General features: G+C 65.6%; 12 protein-coding genes. 5 read left to right on the top strand and 7 right to left on the bottom strand.

Annotated elements, in window-relative coordinates:
* Nucleotides 1-405: 405 nt before the first annotated feature.
* From CKO40_RS03490 to CKO40_RS24805, 4 genes are all read right to left on the bottom strand, one after another.
* Nucleotides 406-792, bottom strand: coding sequence for a type II toxin-antitoxin system VapC family toxin (locus tag CKO40_RS03490; protein WP_200344770.1), 387 nt, complete (start codon nucleotides 790-792; stop codon nucleotides 406-408).
* Between the two features lie 3 nt (nucleotides 793-795).
* Nucleotides 796-1,026 (bottom strand): type II toxin-antitoxin system Phd/YefM family antitoxin, encoded by a 231-nt coding sequence (locus CKO40_RS03485; RefSeq protein ID WP_200344920.1) that lies wholly within the window; start codon nucleotides 1,024-1,026, stop codon nucleotides 796-798.
* A gap of 142 nt (nucleotides 1,027-1,168) precedes the next feature.
* Complete coding sequence (locus CKO40_RS03480) at nucleotides 1,169-1,399, bottom strand: efflux RND transporter permease subunit (RefSeq protein ID WP_200344768.1); 231 nt, start codon at nucleotides 1,397-1,399, stop codon at nucleotides 1,169-1,171.
* Nucleotides 1,400-1,879: 480 nt separating this feature from the next.
* Complete coding sequence (locus CKO40_RS24805) at nucleotides 1,880-2,011, bottom strand: hypothetical protein (protein ID WP_276570772.1); 132 nt, start codon at nucleotides 2,009-2,011, stop codon at nucleotides 1,880-1,882.
* 397 nt (nucleotides 2,012-2,408) lie between these two features.
* Here CKO40_RS24805 and CKO40_RS03475 point away from each other — a divergent pair, with 397 nt between their 5' ends.
* The 4 genes from CKO40_RS03475 (at nucleotide 2,409) to CKO40_RS03460 (ending at nucleotide 11,718) form a co-directional block, all read left to right on the top strand.
* Nucleotides 2,409-3,017, top strand: a complete 609-nt coding sequence (locus CKO40_RS03475) for a pepsin/retropepsin-like aspartic protease family protein (protein WP_200344766.1) — start codon at nucleotides 2,409-2,411, stop codon at nucleotides 3,015-3,017.
* The gene (locus tag CKO40_RS03470; RefSeq protein ID WP_200344764.1) at nucleotides 3,017-6,934 is read left to right on the top strand and encodes a PASTA domain-containing protein; all 3,918 of its coding nucleotides are present in this window, start codon (nucleotides 3,017-3,019) and stop codon (nucleotides 6,932-6,934) included. The genes CKO40_RS03475 and CKO40_RS03470 overlap by 1 nt, the downstream gene beginning before the upstream one ends.
* A gap of 16 nt (nucleotides 6,935-6,950) precedes the next feature.
* Nucleotides 6,951-11,063 (top strand): FG-GAP-like repeat-containing protein, encoded by a 4,113-nt coding sequence (locus tag CKO40_RS03465; protein WP_200344762.1) that lies wholly within the window; start codon nucleotides 6,951-6,953, stop codon nucleotides 11,061-11,063.
* 307 nt (nucleotides 11,064-11,370) lie between these two features.
* Complete coding sequence (locus tag CKO40_RS03460; protein ID WP_200344760.1) at nucleotides 11,371-11,718, top strand: hypothetical protein; 348 nt, start codon at nucleotides 11,371-11,373, stop codon at nucleotides 11,716-11,718.
* Between the two features lie 491 nt (nucleotides 11,719-12,209).
* On the opposite strand, the gene CKO40_RS03455 is transcribed toward CKO40_RS03460, so the two are convergent.
* A complete protein-coding gene (locus CKO40_RS03455) occupies nucleotides 12,210-12,449 on the bottom strand; it encodes a type II toxin-antitoxin system RelE/ParE family toxin (protein ID WP_200344919.1) in 240 nt (79 codons plus the stop codon).
* A gap of 24 nt (nucleotides 12,450-12,473) precedes the next feature.
* Nucleotides 12,474-12,680, bottom strand: coding sequence for a hypothetical protein (locus CKO40_RS03450; RefSeq protein ID WP_200344758.1), 207 nt, complete (start codon nucleotides 12,678-12,680; stop codon nucleotides 12,474-12,476).
* Between the two features lie 217 nt (nucleotides 12,681-12,897).
* Here CKO40_RS03450 and CKO40_RS03445 point away from each other — a divergent pair, with 217 nt between their 5' ends.
* A complete protein-coding gene (locus CKO40_RS03445; RefSeq protein ID WP_200344756.1) occupies nucleotides 12,898-13,104 on the top strand; it encodes a type II toxin-antitoxin system VapC family toxin in 207 nt (68 codons plus the stop codon).
* A 161-nt stretch (nucleotides 13,105-13,265) separates the two neighbouring features.
* On the opposite strand, the gene CKO40_RS03440 is transcribed toward CKO40_RS03445, so the two are convergent.
* Entirely contained in the window at nucleotides 13,266-14,075 is an 810-nt protein-coding gene (locus CKO40_RS03440) for an efflux RND transporter permease subunit (protein ID WP_200344754.1), read from the bottom strand.
* Nucleotides 14,076-14,094 lie beyond the last annotated feature (19 nt).

Here is a 14,094-nt window from a genome sequence, read left to right as displayed (position 1 = left end):
TGCGAAGGAGACGGGCCTGGTGCAGCTGGTCGATATGCCACTCGCCTGGGGCATAAGGACCTGAGACGGTGTTGCGGCCTTGACTGCCTGTCGAACGACGGAGAAGACAGAAGAAGTCCACCACTTTCTTGTCTGCGCCCATCGCGCTCGCCGCGATGATTGCTTCTCCCGCGGTCCACGCTGGCGAGCAGGCCATCAACGGCTGCATCGATCAGCTGCCCAAGGTCGGCGGGCCCGATGCGCGCTCGGGCGGTACCGTGCTGAGCACAGAGTTCTCGAAAGCGGGCACGCTGGTGATGCTGAGCGATGGCGGCGGAACGGTCTGGCGCTGCATTGGCTACTCGGACGGCGCGGTGAGTGAGCTGCGGGTGGTCGATGACGCATCTGGTGCTGAGGTTTGCGGCATTACCAATCGGTCTCGATGCCGAATTGCTCGAAGGCAGAGTCGCAGGTGAGCAATGGTAGCTGTTCTATCTCGCTCTGCGCTGCGAGCATCCGATCGAAAGGATCTCGATGAGCGACCTTGAAGCCCCCGGAGCGTAGCGCATGGAGGTGAGTGATTGGCAAGTGATCGAAGCCATCTGCCGCCACGAGCTCTGAGAAGCGGGTGGTCGCATCCGGTACGCCCTTGAGCTTGCCTATGCGTTGCTTGGTGGCGATCTCCCATGCACTCGCAGCACTGACATAAATGCTGTTGTCCGGGTCCGCGATCACCTGATGAGCCCTGCTCGATAGCTGAGGATCGTTCGTTGTCCACCAGAGGAAGGCGTGCGTATCGAGCAAAACCCGCATCATTCAGCCTTCCCAAGCGCGAATCTCCTCCTCGGGCAAGGGTTCGAAGAAGGCATCATCCACCCTGCCCGCCAGTCGGCCCGGTTGACGCTGCGGTGCCGCGTTGGCAAGTGGCAACAGCCGGGCGTAAGGCTTACCGGCCTTGGCGACGATGATCTCTTGGCCGCGATGGGCCTGCTCAAGGAGTTTTGAGAAATGGGTTTTTGCTTCGTGAACGTTGACGATGGTGGTCATTCCAGGTTGGCTGATGTGGACTAAGGTATGGACTAAGTCTACCCTCGGTAGATGGTCTTGGCAAACCGGGAGCTGGTCGAGCACCGCAACCGCTTCATCGCGCGACTTTATCGGCGGCTGGGCGAGCGCCGGGTCGATGTGCTCATGGTGCCTGCCGATCTTCCAGACCATCGTCCGTTGGTCGAAACGGCAGCGAGAGCATCACCAACAGGGCCTCGCCGCTGCTGCAGAAGGTCAGGTACAGGAGCAGGAAGATGATCGCCAGCGTCACCGGCACGACCTGATTCAGCCGGTCCTGGGCGCGCTCCATGTATTCGTACTGCCCGGACCAGGTGAGCGAGTAGCCGGCTGGCAGCTCGACCTGCTCGGGCACGACCTGCTTGCGGGCCCGAAACCCGCGACGGCGAGGAGACGGCGGAGCCGGAACCCTTCCCCGAACCCGAACCCGAACCCGAACCCGAACCCGAGCCGAAGCCGGGACCGAAGCCCGAGCCGCAACCGGGTAACCCGACGCGGCTCACGGATTAGCGGGCCTCACCGGGCGCCACCTGTCGGGTTACGGCGCGGACAGGCCGTCGCCGACCCGGACTGCCGGGCGCGCCTAACGCGACCTACGAGGCTGGAACTGGTCGTGTCGGTGCAGTTCTTCCGGCGTCAGGCCAACACTTTGACGTTCAGCCCGTGAACCCGCTCGAACGCCTCGTCGCCCGTCGGCATTACGTGCTCCGAACCCAGTTGCAGGCAACTGGCGGCCTGCAGGGCATCTAGGGGTTTACGCAAGCCGTGCCGCAGCGGATCACTGTCGCCGTTCCACCACCGCGTGCGCCCGTTCCATCCACAGCAGATCGGGCCGCTAGAAGAAGGCATCGAACAGGGCCAGCGCCGCGGTATCACCCAATTTCATCGGGCCGACCCGGCATTCGAGCCAGGAAAGACGACTCAGCGCCCCCCCCATGCCGGGATGCATCCGCTCCAGCGCCGCCACCTCAGCGCGCACGCGCTCCGCGAAAGGCGCCTCGCCCTACAGCAGGTAGATCAATGCGCCGGCATCGAAAAAGTCGATCACAAGGCGTCCTCGCCGCGAATGACGACGGAGGAACCCCATTCGGCCCGAGGGCGGGTCTCCCGCAGAAGCGACGTGTCGACTTTCACCGGAAAGCCCCCGGATCAGCGGTCTTGCAGGCGCCCTGCCGCCAGAATTACCTAGTTTGACACTCAAGAAGCGAGGGGCTATAAACAATTGCGTAACGATGCACGCTTGTTTTCACCTGCATCCTGCTTAGGGACAGCGCCAGGCCATCGTTCGAGTAGTCGGCCGGGAGTAGGCTCCAGTGCCACTTTGACCCAGTAAACCAACTACTCGATTCGCGAGGTTATTAGCGATGTCTGCGAGCATGCGCGGTCTATTCTGCGCCCTGTTCGGGTGCCTGACGCTTGGCCCGCTGCGTGCGGCCCCGATCCCAATCGATCTGAACGACTTTATCGCCTTACCTGGCCCTCCCGAAATCGTTGTAGCGGCAGATGGCTCGAGCGCAACCTTCACCGAGTCGATCAATTTCGGGCTTCTGGTGCTTTCGAACGATCCCGCCCTCGGTGACCCAGCTATCATCGACACTGGCGCAAGCGCCGTGCTGTTCGATTACACCTTCATCGAACCAGCAGGCAATACAGACGAATTCGGTGCATTCCTTATCGACCCGGCAAGCGGGCTTCCCGTTGATCCACTCGACCCAGGACGTGCATTCTTCGCCGCCGATGGGGGGTCCGGAAGCGTCTCGCTCGACCTGGTCGGTCTCACCTTCTCATTCGCGGGCCTACAGTTCGAGCTCACCGCGTTCGATGTGATCACGGGGTCCAGCTTGATCGTTTCGGACGTACGCCTCGAGACGACGACCGCCGTACCGGAACCGCCGGCCTGGTCGCTCCTGCTCTCGGCCGCCACCCTGCTGCTTGCTTGGTGCCGCTCGATCCCGGCCCGTCGGAGTGCATGATGCGTGTCGCGAGCCTAATGCTGTCGCTTGCGATGTGCCTATTACTGGTCGCGCCCCCGGCGCTCTCGGCCATACCCGAGGATGACCTGATCGCGGTCGACGAGCTCGATGCGAGCCTCGGCCGATCGACCTTCAACCGGCGTACCGGCGAGCAGACCTTCCAGCTGACCCTCAGCAACCCGGCTCGATTCGCGATCGCAGGACCTCTGTGGGTCGCAGTCACGCCCTCGCTCGACACCATCCCGGTGGTCGACCCAGACGATGTGACCGACACCGGCATCGCGCTCATGCGGGTCGAGCCAGACCCAATCCTACCGGGAGAATCGGTGCGCCTGACGATCGTGGTGTCGAACCCGACGCTGGCACGTTTCGAGCTTGCAACCCAGACCATGCTGCAGCGCGTCGCACTGCCGATTGCGCTGCCGGCCCTCACCGGTCGCATCGAAGCGGCGGCTGATGCGCTCACGGCCGGGCTCGGACTCGCATTGAATAAGGACAGGGTCTTCGACGACGCAGTCGAGTCGGGGCGGGTGATCAGCCAGGAGCCGCCCGCCGGGGCCGCGATCGAGACCGGCGATCCGGTGCAGGTCGTGGTCTCGGACGGCCCGGCGCCGCGCACCGTACCCGAGCTGATCGGTATTCCGAGAGGCGAGGCCGAGGCAAGGATCGAGACCGCCGGCCTCGCACTGGGCAACGTAGCGACCCGCGACGACGCGACCGCACCCGCCGAACAGGTGATCGACCAGAACCCGACCCCCGGCGCAACCCGCCCGCCCGGGAGTACCGTAGACCTGGTCGTCTCGCTCGGGCCACCCCTCGTCTTGGTGCCAGACCTGATCGGCCTGCTCGAGGAAGACGCACTCGGCCTGATATCGGCGCTCGAGCTTACAACGGGCACGCTCCAGACACGCGCCTCGAGCGAGTTCCCGGACGGCAGCGTCATCGAACAGGACCCGGCAGCGGATACCGAGGTCGCCGCCGGTACGAGCGTTGCCCTGACGTTCTCGAACGGCCCCGAGCTGGCGCTGGTACCGGATCTGATAGGCCTGCCACTCGCGAGCGCGGTCCAGTCGCTCGGCGATGCCGGGCTCGGGCTCGGCGAGCGGGCGGACCGCTTCGATCCGAGCCTCCCCGACGGCCTGATCGCGGCCCAGCAACCAGCCCCTGGCAGCGAACTCGCCACCGGCTCCAGGGTAGATATCACGCTCTCGCGCGGACCCCTTCCCGACCTGCCGTCGGTCAGGATCGTCGCGCCACCCGACTTCACGCTCGTCTCCTCCCCCGAGCTCACGCTCACCGTTGAAGTCGGCGCTGCGGTCCAATCGCTCACAGTCGAGGGCGTACCCGTCCCCATCGCCGACGGTGTCGCCAAGCCGACCCTGACCCTGCACGAGGGGGTCAACGAGATCACTGCAGTCGCGGCCACTGCAGACGGTATCGCGAACAACGACACGATCGAGGTCACGCTGGACACCAACCCGCCGGCGGTCGTGGTCGCCGAGCCAGAGGAGGCTGCGGTGGTGACACAGCCGAGCGTCGTCGTCACCGGTTTTGTCAACGACATCGCCGTAGGTGTGGCCGACGGTGCGGACCCGCAGGTCTCGGTCGAGGGCCGTGCCGCCGCGGTGGCCAACGGCAGCTTCGTCTCCGAGCCGCTCGCGCTCACGCTCGGCGAGCAGGCCATTACGATCGAGGCTCGGGACCAGGCCGGCAACACACGGCAAGTCACGCGCACCCTCACGCGGCGTGAGCCGATCGGCCAGCGCATCCTGCCGGTCTCCGGCGACGGACAGACGGGTACCGTGGGCGAGCCCTTGGCCGAGCCGTTGGTCGTCGCTCTGGAAGCGGAGAATGGCACGCCAGTGGCCGGACGCGGGGTGCGCTTCGAGGTCACGCGCGGCAGCGGCCTGGTGCTCGATGGTGCCGCGGCGGCCCGTAGCCTCGTCGTGACGAGCGACGCCGCGGGCCTCGCTGCAGTGGGCTTCGAGCTTGGCAGCCGCGCCGGCTTCGCGGCGCAACAGGTGAGCGCGACCGCCCCAGGCTTCGAGGGCAGGGTCGTCTTCAGCGCGCGCAGTACACCCGGACCCATCGCAGGTATCAAGAGCTACTGTGACGACCACCAGTACGGGATCGTCGGCAGTAAGCTGCCCGAACCCCTGGTCGCGTTCGTGCACGACGCAGCGGGCAACCCGATCCCGGGTGCGAACGTCACCTTTTCGCTGTTGCGCGGCTCGGGCACCTTCGAGGGTGCAGAGGAGGTTGTAGTCACCACCAACGACAGCGGTATGGCGGCGACGACCCTGACCCTCGGCATGGAGGTCGGGCCGAGCGTCTATGTGGTCGCCGCCGCTGCTGGCGCCGGCCTGGAGCCGGCGATCTTCAAGGCGACCGGCATGGCGCCCGGACCGGTGCAAGAGACCCGGTTGAGCGGCATCGTGCTAGACAACACCGACACCCCGATACCGGGGGCGACCATCACCATACCGGGTAGCCCGGCCGCGGCCCTGACCGATGCCGAGGGTAGATTCATGCTTGAGGACGTGCCGGTCGGACGGATCCACTTGCACGTCGAGGCCGACACCACCCCGCGCGAGGGACACTGGACCGCGCTCGAGTTCGAGCTTACGACGATCGCCGGCGTCGAGAACCGGCTCGGCATGCCGATCCACGTCCTGCCGATCGACGATGCCGGCGCGCGGCCGGTCAGCCCTGCTGAGGACGTAGTGGTCACCATGGACGGCGTACCGGGGCTTACACTCGAGATCGCGGCAGGCTCGGCACAGTGTCCGGACGGCAGCCTCGACTGTGCGGTCTCGATCACTCAGGTACACCGCGACAAGGTGCCGATGCCCTTCCCCGGCGGTGTGCTGCCACCGCTCGCCTGGACCGTGCAGCCGCACGGTACCCTGTTCGACCCGCCGGCGCGGCTGACGCTGCCGAACTCGGACGGCCTGGCGCCCGGCACCATCGTGGATCTATTGTCGTTCGATCACGATCTGGGGCAATTCGTCTCGGTCGGCCCCGCGAGCGTGAGCGAAGACGGGCTGAGCCTGGTATCAGATCCAGGCTTCGGCATCACCAAGTCCGGCTGGGGCGGGGGACCATCGCCACCGCCGCCGCCGATCTGCGCCAGCAACTGCGACGACGGCAATATGTGCACCCGCAACTTCTGCCGGACCGGGTTCTGCTTCACCATCTTCGAGAACCGCGATCTGTCCAACGCCTCCCCGCGTGACTGCCGCCGGACGGTGTGCAGCACGGGGGTGGCAACCATCATCGACGCCGACAACGAGCGGCCCTACCAGCGCGCGGCAGACGACTGCAAGCGGCAGATCTGCCGCGAGGGGCGGGTGCGGACCATCGACGACGACAGCGAAGACTGCAGCGACGACAACCTGTGCACCCTCGGCGACGCATGCAGCGCCGGGCAGTGTACGGCCGGCGCACAGATGCTCGACTGCGACGACAACAGGCCTTGCACCAGGGACAGTTGCGACCCCGAGGTCGGGTGCGAGAACGAACCCGACGACGACATCATCCCGCCCCAGACTGATCCAAACGACTGCCTGGTCTGCCGCAACGGCGAGGTCGCCAGCCGCCGACAGGACCAAGTCGATGCCTGCGCCGATCGCGTGGGCGAGTTCATCGACATGTGCCAGGACCTGTTCGACGACTGGTATGTCCTTTCCGAGGAGGTCCAGGCCGACGGGAGCACGGTGGGCACGGTGACCTGTGACGCCGGCAGCTGCGACATTGACCAGACCCCCTGTGTATGCGACAGCGTGTTCGAGGCCCAGAAGCAAGCACCTGATGTATATACGATCTCGGCCGACGAGCCGTTCAGCTGCCAGTTCGCTGAGGGCAGCGTGAGCTACAACTGTACCACTGCATGTAGCGGCCTCCCCCCGGCGCCCTAGAGAGAGTCTAAGGACCATGAGAATAAACCCTCTCCGCCACGCCGCTGTGCTCTGGGCGTTGCTGCTCTCCACCGGCACCGGTGCCCAGCAGCTCAACGAGGAGTGCACCGCCTCCGTCGTCAACCGCTTTATCCAGGTCGCGAGCAATGGCACATTCGCGATCGCAAACGTTGCCCCGTCCAACAGCCTGATGCGGGTGCGGGTGGTCTGCGAGCGCGCTGATGGCGGTTTCGACCGCGGCCACTCGGCGTTCTTCTCGCGGCCGGCCGGTGCCAGTGTCGAGGTCGGGCCGATCACATTCGGCGTCGAGGAGCCGATTCCCGAGACGCTGGTCCTGACCAGCGCCGCGGCGACGCTCCATACCATCGGCGAGAGCACTCAAGTCACCGCGACCGCCCGCTTCGTCGACGGGGCGACCCGCGACGTCACGGCAGCAGCGACCGGCACCGGCTACAGCTCGAGTAACCAGGGCATCCTGGAGGTCGATGCCGATGGCAGGGTCACGGCCCTCGGCAACGGCCGTGCCGCGATCACAGCCATCCATCAGGGGATACTGGCGACCACCCTGATCACGGTAGCAGCGGGTGGCGACACCGACGGCGACGGGCTGCCGGACGCATTCGAGCGCGACAACGGTCTGGATCCGAACGACCCGAGTGATGCCGGCCTGGACCCCGACGGCGACGGACTGACCCATCTCGAGGAGTTCCAGGCCGGCACCGGGCTCTTCACCGCGGACACGGACGGCGACGGCCTGGACGACGGGGCCGAGCTGGCAGCCGGCAGCGACCCATTGGCCAGCGACTCGGACGGCGACGGGCTGGAGGACGGCGCCGAGGTTGGCTTCGGGTCCGACCCCCTAGACCCGGACAGCGACGGCGACGGGGCAGACGACGGGCTCGAGGTCGAGCTGACCGGCAACCCGTTCGACTTCGTGGCTGGCGCGGACGAGGACGGCGACGGGCTAACCAACCTTGACGAGGTCCTGCTCGGTACCGACCGGGACAACCCGGACACCGACGGCGACGGGATCACGGACGGCGATGAGGTCCTGCTCGGCTGCGAGCCGCTCGCCGTCGAGACAGGCAGCGTGACCGGGCGGGTCGTGACCGCCCTCGGCGCGCCGGTGGCGGGCGCGCAGGTCGAGCTCTTCGGGCCGACCGGCCTCTTGCCTCACCTGACGGACCAGGACGGCGTGTTCACCTTTGACGCCATCCCGGCCTGCCGCCCCCAAGCAGTCTCGGTGCAGATCGAGGCAGTGGTCGAGGGCGAGGTCCTGCGCGGGCAGTCAGGGACGGTACAGGTGACGCGCGGTACGCTCGTCGACGTGGGCGACCTGCCGGTCACTCCGCCACGCAGGCGTCTGTTCAAGGGCGCCAAGTTTCCGACCGGCGAAGGGCCGAACGAGGTCGACAGCGGCGACGTGGACGGCAACGGCACGCTCGACCTGGTCGTCGCAAACGGCGACGGCAACAGCCTCACCGTCCTGCTCGGGGACGGCAACGGCCAGTTCGAGGCGCAGCCCGAGGTCGCGACCCGTCCCTCCCCGAACAGCGTGCGCCTCGCCGATCTAAACGCGGATGGCCAGCTGGATCTGGCAGTCGGCTACAGCGCCGGCAACCAGATAACGGTTCTTGCGGGCGATGGTAGTGGCCAGTTCGATGCGGCGGACGCGATCCACTATGCGGCCGGGTCGACGCCGACGGCGATCGCGGTCGGCGACATCGACGGCGACGGCCTGCCCGACATCGCGGTCGCAAACGGGAACTTCGACGGCACCGTCACCCTGCTGCGCAACCTCGGCGGCACCTTCACACTCGTCGGCGCACTCGTTGTCGAGGCCCTGCCGCGCGATATCGCGCTGGTCGATCTCGACCTTGATGGGGCGCTCGATATCGTCGTCGCCAACTCGTTTGGCACCGGTATCGGCAGGGTGAGCGTCAATCTGGGTAACGGCGACGGCACCTTCCAGGATGCGGCCAGCTACTCGACATTCGGACAGACCCCGCGCACGCTCGCGGTCGGCGACCTTAACAACGACGGGCGCCCGGATGTGGCGGCCGGCCACCGAAACGACGAGTTCGTGACCGTTTACACCACACAGGCCGACGGTACACTGCGTTTCGCCTCCTTTGCATCCACCGACCGCGTACCGGGCGCGGTCGCCGATGGCGAGGACATCGCGGACCTGGCGATCGTGGACCTGGACCAGGACGGGCGGCGCGATCTGGTGGTGACCCGCTTCGGCCTGTTCGGGCCGTCCCCGATCGACGATGGTGCGCTGGTGTTGTTCCAGGGCCAGGGCACGGGCGGCTTCGAGCCCGCCCGTTTCTATGCGGTGGGGACCAAGGTCAACCGCCTGGCCGTGGCCGACCTGGATGCAGACGGCCTCTTGGATTTGGCCATCTCGCTGAACTTCTCGGACGACCTGGCGATCTTGCTCGGGGATGGACACGGTAGCTTCCTGCTGCCAACGCGTGTGAACGTCGACCAGGCGGTCGATCGCGTCGCCGTCGGGGACCTCGACGGCGACACGGTACCGGACCTGATCACCAACGGGTTACGCGACCTGGGCATACACCTCGGCCGCGGCGACGGTACCTTTCACACCGAGTTCGTGTTCATCGGCCAGCGCCTGGGCAATCCGGCATTGGGCGACCTGAACGGCGACGGTCACCTCGATATCGCGGCGGCGAGCACGAACCTCGACCAGGTCGCGATCCTTTATGGGGACGGCGACAGCGGATTCGACATCCAACCGCCGCTCGAGCTCGAGTCCCTGGACAGACCGACCTATGTCGCGATCGGTGACGTCAACGGGGACGGCGTCTCGGACCTGTTGGTCGACGCCAGGGCCAGCGAGATCGCCGTCTTCATCGGCAACGCGGACGGTAGCTTCCGGGCACCGACCAAGCTCGACATGAACCTGACATCGACCAGCCCTAGCGTGCGCCAGATCCTCTTGGCCGACCTCGACGCCGACGGCAACCAGGACCTCATCAGCATCATGGACTTCATAGACGCCGATGACCTTTTCCTCAACGCCGATGTGGTCGTGCGTTTCGGCAACCCGGCCGGTACCTTCGAGGGCGCGGCGGTGGGCTACACGGCCGGGGATCGCGCCTACGCCGGTGCCATCGGTGACTTCGACGCCGACGGTGTGCTCGATCTGGCTGTGGCCAACGGGGGCACGGACGATGTCTCGGTCCTGCTCGGTCGCGGCGACGGTGGATTCTTCGAGCAGAACCGCGTACCCACCGGTCAGGAAACCTTCGCCATCGGCGCGGCGGACGCGAACAACGACGGCCTAGACGACATATTCGTCGGGCATGCCGGCCATCAGGACCTATCCGTCCTGATCAGCAGGGGCGACGGTACATTCGAGCGCGAGCGCAGTTTTGTCGTCGGCGAGAAGGTGCAGGACCTGGTCGTCGCCGATTTCGACGGTGATGGCCAGGTCGATGCGGCGACCGCCTCGGAAGCGGCGCTTGTGATCGATCGGCCGAACGTGCTTGATGTGCATCTGCAACTGCCGGAGGAGGCTGGCGGCAGTGCGCCGACGGTGTCGATCACCTCGCCACCGGCCGGGCAGTCGGTTGTCGAGACCTCGGATGTGGTGGTGAGCGTGGACGCAGCCGACGATGTCGCAGTCAAGCGTGTCGACCTGCTGGTCGATGGTATACGCAGACTGGGTTTGCGTGCGACGCCATTCCTCTTCGACCTGCGTGTGCCCGTGGGTGCCGGCCCCTTGACGCTTGAGGCGCAGGCCGAGGACTGGGGCGGTGATCTCGGTGCGAGCCCGACGGTGCCTTTGAATGTCTTGGTAGACGAGACCCAGCCGACGGCCGTGTTCCTGAGCCCACTGCCGGGCGAGCAGGTCCGCGCCGGGCAAGCCATCCTTGTCGAGCTCGCTGCGGACGACAATGTGGGTGTCGAGAGGGTCGAACTGGTCGTCGACGGCGCGCCCGCGCTGCTCGATCGGGCGCCGCCTTATCGCTTGCAGGTCCCGGTCCCCTTCGACCCGGGCGGCCAGCTGGTGCTGGAGGCGAGCGCGTACGATCGCAAGGGCAACCGGTCTGCGTTGGATGTCGTGAACCTGCCGATCGTATCGCCTGAGGGTGAGTTCTGAGGATATCGAGGCAAAGCAACGAATCCAGCTTGAGTAACGCCCTCGCCCACATTGAGCTGAAGACGCCGCCGCTGGCGAGCAGCGCCGGCGGCTGGGCGGCGGCGAGCCAGCGCAGATCGGCCACGCCGGCATGCCCGTAACGGCGCAGCCGGGCGCCGCTGAGGCGGGCGCCGTCGGTCAGCGAGGCGTGGTTCAGCCAGTCGGCGAGGATGTGGTCGCCGCGCCCGGCCCGTGCGGCGGCTGTCTGCGCCAACCGCCGACCTATGACCTATGCCGGGCCCTGGTCCGATATGAGGACCCGCTGCCGATGCCGCTCGGCGGCCTCAAGTTCGGCAACCGCCTCAATCTGATCCGTTTGCTCGGCAGCCTGTTGGCGGAATCGCTGGCAGAATTGCCGGACGAGTCTCAGGCCGGCTCCGGCAGCGCGTCGCTTCGCCTTGGCCGTATCTTCCTCGGTTTGCGCCTGCCGCTGTGCGCACATGAGCGACAGGCTCATGGCCTTGCTGGCCTCATGCTGGAGATGAAACAGGTCCGTAAAAAGCCCGACACGGGGTCGATAGCCACCAGGCGCATCTCATCCTGCCAGGTCTCGTCTTCGGCGCGGCTCAGCCGGCGAGGGGCCATGGTGGTGGCCAGCGCCGCGCGCTACTCATGAGCACAGGCGAGGATCTGCCGTACGACAGTCAGCAGCGGCAGGGGCATCGGGCAACACGGCTTCCCTCGGTCGGTTTCCACTTCCAAGGGTACGCCTCCCCGGCGCTCCTGCCACTCCTCAAGCTGCGCCGATCGCCTACCGAGTTTTGGGTCAACCGATGATCAAGGCCTCGTCGGTCCCTCCCCTCAGGGCTGCGGTTGCTGGATTATGCTAATCCAACTGTAGCCTCAGGGGTGGAGCTGGCTAGATACTTATCAGACTGATGCCGCCGATGGCGGCGGCGACGATGCGGTTGATGTCGTCGACGCTGAGCCCGGCCTGGGCCGCGGCCAAGCAGTCTGGGCGCAACTCGATATGACTTCTTGAGGGGAGAGCTGCTGGTAACGGTCGAATCCTTCGTCTTCAAGCGCAGCATAGACCGCAAGCTTGTCCCCAGGCGCACAGGCATTGGTGAGTAGCGCGAGTTTGGCGCGAAAGTTGATGGACTTCGCTCAAGGAAAGCGTTTGTAGATGTCGCGGCGATGAAGGCAGCGCACGCATTCGAGGACGCCGTCGCTGATGGACAGCCCGATTCGGTAGTCTCCAACTTTGATGCGGTAGAAGCCAGATGCGCCGGCGAGCTTTCTTAACTCAGGGATTGCTTCAAGCGTATCAGCAGTTTCCAGCTGTTCGAGCACCAGTTTTACTGCAGCAAGCACGGCTCGGTCCCGAATCTTCTTCAGGTCACGCAGAAAGCTCGACCCAAAAAGTAACCTTCAACCCGCGTCCTCCAATACCTCGAGCACAGACTCACGGGTTGTCATCGGCGTTGTCCGCCCTTCGCGTATCGCATCGGCGAACACCACATCTTCCAAGGCCTCCGCCAAGAGGTCACGAAGCACAGCCGGCTCCTCGGTCAAGAGCTCGACTAATGCTTCCTTAACGGTTTGCTTAAAGTCTTGTGGGTCAAGATTGGCTTGCATGAGTGCTCGTCTCTTCGCTCAAAGGTGAATACTGAACCAGCAACAGCAGTAGCGTCAGCCCCCGAGGGCATGATGCGGCAGCCTGTGAAGCTGGTTGATGACTAGGAGGCATACTTCGCGCGTGTCAGCCTATAGCCTATAGATTCCCGGTGCTCGCCTCATTTGACAGCCAACGGCGGGCAGTTGTTTGATCAGTGTGTGAAAAGAGCGAGACGCCTTGAACTCCCGCGACCAAAGTCTTGCCGCGGGTGCGGCCCTATTGACGATCAACGAGGCGGACGCGATCGAGACGGCTGCGTTTCCCAGGATCCACGAAGACCCGTTCGATCGCTTGATCATTGCACAAGCACGGATCGAAGGCATGACGGCGGTCTCGTCCGATGCACGCTGGAGCGAGTACAGCATTGCGCTCCGACGCGCTTAGCTCGATCTGCTCGCCTTCCTTTCGGCTGCGGTCAACGCGGCAGACGGTGCTTGAGAGGCTTACTTCACCGCAGCCCGGCCGAGTGGCACGGGCTGCCGTTGTCGCAAGGCCAGCGATCCTCAACCCGTCGGCACCGCCTCCGCCTCACGCACTGAGGCACCCTACCCTAACTGTTCCCCGCGGCGTACCCCGCGCTGGCGCCACAGCAGATAGATCGCCGGGATCACGAACAGGCTCAGCAGCAGTGCGGTAATCATGCCGCCGACCATCGGCGCGGCGATGCGGCGCATGACCTCGGAGCCGACACCACCGAATAGCATGATCGGCAGCAGCCTGGCGAGCCCGGCGAAGATGGTCGCGACCGTCATCACCTTGGGGCGGATGCGCAGCACCGCGCCCTCCTCGATCACGCCCTTGAGGTCATCAACCGTGTTGAGACGCCCCGCTTTGCGCCAGTGCTTGAGCGCATTGTCCAGATACACCAGCATCACCACCCCGAACTCGGCGGCGACACCGGCCAACGGGATGAAGCCAACGGCGACCGCCACCGAGAGGTTGTAGCCGAGCAGATAGATCTGCCAGAAGCCGCCGACCAGCGCGAACGGCAGCGACAGCATCACCAACAGGGCCTCGCCGCTGCTGCAGAAGGTCAGGTACAGGAGCAGGAAGATGATCGCCAGCGTCACCGGCACGACCTGATTCAGCCGGTCCTGGGCGCGCTCCATGTATTCGTACTGCCCGGACCAGGTGAGCGAGTAGCCGGCTGGCAGCTCAACCTGGTCGCGTACCACCTGCTTCGCCTCGCTGAGCCAACTGCCCAGATCGCGCCCGCGGATGTCGACTAAGGTCCAGCCGTTCAGGCTCGCGTTCTCGCTCTTCAGCATCGGCGCGCCGTCGGCGATCACGACCTCGGCGAACATAGCGACGATACCGAGCCAGTGCATCTCTGATACCGTTGTCTCCGAAGTCATTAATCTGCCGCGAGCCGAG

It is taken from the genome of Halochromatium glycolicum (assembly GCF_016584085.1).
Lineage (GTDB): Bacteria > Pseudomonadota > Gammaproteobacteria > Chromatiales > Chromatiaceae > Lamprobacter > Lamprobacter glycolicus.
Note: the sequence above shows the minus strand (reverse complement) of the source record. Positions and strands in the feature narration are given on the sequence as shown.

What these genes read in the sequence shown, in the direction of transcription:
- CKO40_RS03490 (WP_200344770.1), bottom strand. Translation starts at nt 792, where the DNA reads ATGCGGGTTTTGCTCGATACGCACGCCTTCCTCTGGTGGACAACGAAC.
- CKO40_RS03485 (WP_200344920.1), bottom strand. Translation starts at nt 1,026, where the DNA reads ATGACCACCATCGTCAACGTTCACGAAGCAAAAACCCATTTCTCAAAA.
- CKO40_RS03475 (WP_200344766.1), top strand. Translation starts at nt 2,409, where the DNA reads ATGTCTGCGAGCATGCGCGGTCTATTCTGCGCCCTGTTCGGGTGCCTG.
- CKO40_RS03470 (WP_200344764.1), top strand. Translation starts at nt 3,017, where the DNA reads ATGCGTGTCGCGAGCCTAATGCTGTCGCTTGCGATGTGCCTATTACTG.
- CKO40_RS03465 (WP_200344762.1), top strand. Translation starts at nt 6,951, where the DNA reads ATGAGAATAAACCCTCTCCGCCACGCCGCTGTGCTCTGGGCGTTGCTG.
- CKO40_RS03460 (WP_200344760.1), top strand. Translation starts at nt 11,371, where the DNA reads ATGCCGCTCGGCGGCCTCAAGTTCGGCAACCGCCTCAATCTGATCCGT.
- CKO40_RS03450 (WP_200344758.1), bottom strand. Translation starts at nt 12,680, where the DNA reads ATGCAAGCCAATCTTGACCCACAAGACTTTAAGCAAACCGTTAAGGAA.
- CKO40_RS03440 (WP_200344754.1), bottom strand. Translation starts at nt 14,075, where the DNA reads ATGACTTCGGAGACAACGGTATCAGAGATGCACTGGCTCGGTATCGTC.